We start from the raw sequence: 1,500 nt of genomic DNA on the forward strand, positions 1-1,500 counted from the left end.
GGACTGACCCGACCGAAGGGATACGCTTTCTTCGCCGACCGTCAGGGAGGGGTGTGCTCTGGGATTCAAAAAGATAACCTCTGGGATCTTTGGATTTGGATGATTATCTTTTTGAATCCGGTATTATGGGCTCGAGCGCCGGTGAGCTACCGCGCTTGCAGCAGCTCGCGGGCGTGCTGCATGGCGGCGTCGGAGTAGGAGCCCGAGAGCATGCGGGCCAGCTCGCGCACCCGCTCCTCGCCCCCCAGCGCCTGGATCTCCACCCGGCCCTTGTTCTTGACCACCCGGTAGTGCTGCTGGGCCTGGGCGGCGATCTGGGGGAGGTGGGTCACCACCAGCACCTGCCGGCGCTTGGCCAGCCGGGCCAGCCGCTCGGCCACGCGCCAGGCGGCCTCCCCGCCCACCCCGGCGTCCACCTCGTCGAAGACCACGGTGTCGGCCTCGCTGCCCGTGAGCAGCGCCAGCGCGAGCATCACCCGCGAGAGCTCGCCGCCCGAGGCGGCCTTCTCCAGCGGGGCCAGCCCCTGCCCGGGGTTGGCGCTGAAGAGGAGCTGCACCTCCTCGAGCCCCTCCGGCCCCGGCTCGTTGAGGGGGACCAGGCCCACCTCGAAGCGGGCCTCGGGCATCCCCAGGAAGCGGATCTCCTGCGTGGCCTTGGCGCTGAGGTCGCGGGCGGCGGCGCGGCGGGCCTCGGAGAGGGCCTCCCCGGCCTGCGTCAGCTCGGCGTGGGCCTTCGCCACCTCGCCCGCCAGGGCGGCCAGCCGGTCCTCGGCCCCCTCGAGCTCGGCCAGCTCGCGGCGCGACTCCTCCGCGAAGGCCAGGATGCCCTCCACCCCCTCGCCGTACTTGCGCTCCAGCCGCTCGATGAGGGCCAGGCGCCCCTCGACCTCCTCGAGGCGGGCGGGGTCGGCCTCGAGGCCCTCGAGGTAGTCCTCCAGCTCGCGGGCGATGGCCCGCAGGCTGTCCAGGGCGGCCTCGAGGTCGTTGCCCAGGCTCTCCAGGCCGCTGTCGTAGCGGGCGGCGCTGCGCAGCTCCTTGAGCGCGGCCCCCACGATCCCCAGCCCGTCGCCCTCGCCGCTGAGCCCGCCGGCCGCCGCCCCCACCCGCTCGCGCAGGGTCTCGAGGTGGCGCAGCCGCTCGACCTCGTTCTCCAGGCGCTGCTTCTCGCCGGGCTCCAGCCGCGCGTCGTCGATCTCCTTGAGCTGGAAGCGCAGCACGTCCAGCCGCCGCTCGCGCTCCCGCGCGGCCTGGGAGAGCCGCTCCTGCTCGGCCAGCAGGCCCCGCCAGCGGGCGTAGCGCTCGCGGTAGGCCTCGAGGGTCGCCCCTTCGATGAGGCTGTCCAGCAGGCCGCGCTGCGCCTTGCGCGAGGCCAGGGCCAGCGCCGCGTGCTGGGCGTGGATGGCGAGGTGCTCCCCCGTCGCCTCGGCCAACTCGCGCAAGGAGACCACCTCGCCGTCCAGCCGCGGCGTGCTGCGCCCCCCCGCGACCCGCCTCGAGAAG

1 protein-coding gene is annotated in these 1,500 nt (G+C 73.7%); it reads right to left on the bottom strand.

Features of this window, described 5'->3' with window-relative positions; genetic code table 11:
- Positions 1 to 146: 146 nt before the first annotated feature.
- A partial coding sequence (locus tag MEICH_RS24340) for a DNA repair protein RecN (protein WP_051304060.1) occupies positions 147 to 1,500 on the bottom strand: 1,354 nt, incomplete at its 5' end.

Origin of the sequence: Calidithermus chliarophilus DSM 9957 (assembly GCF_000430045.1) — a bacterium.
GTDB lineage: Bacteria > Deinococcota > Deinococci > Deinococcales > Thermaceae > Calidithermus > Calidithermus chliarophilus.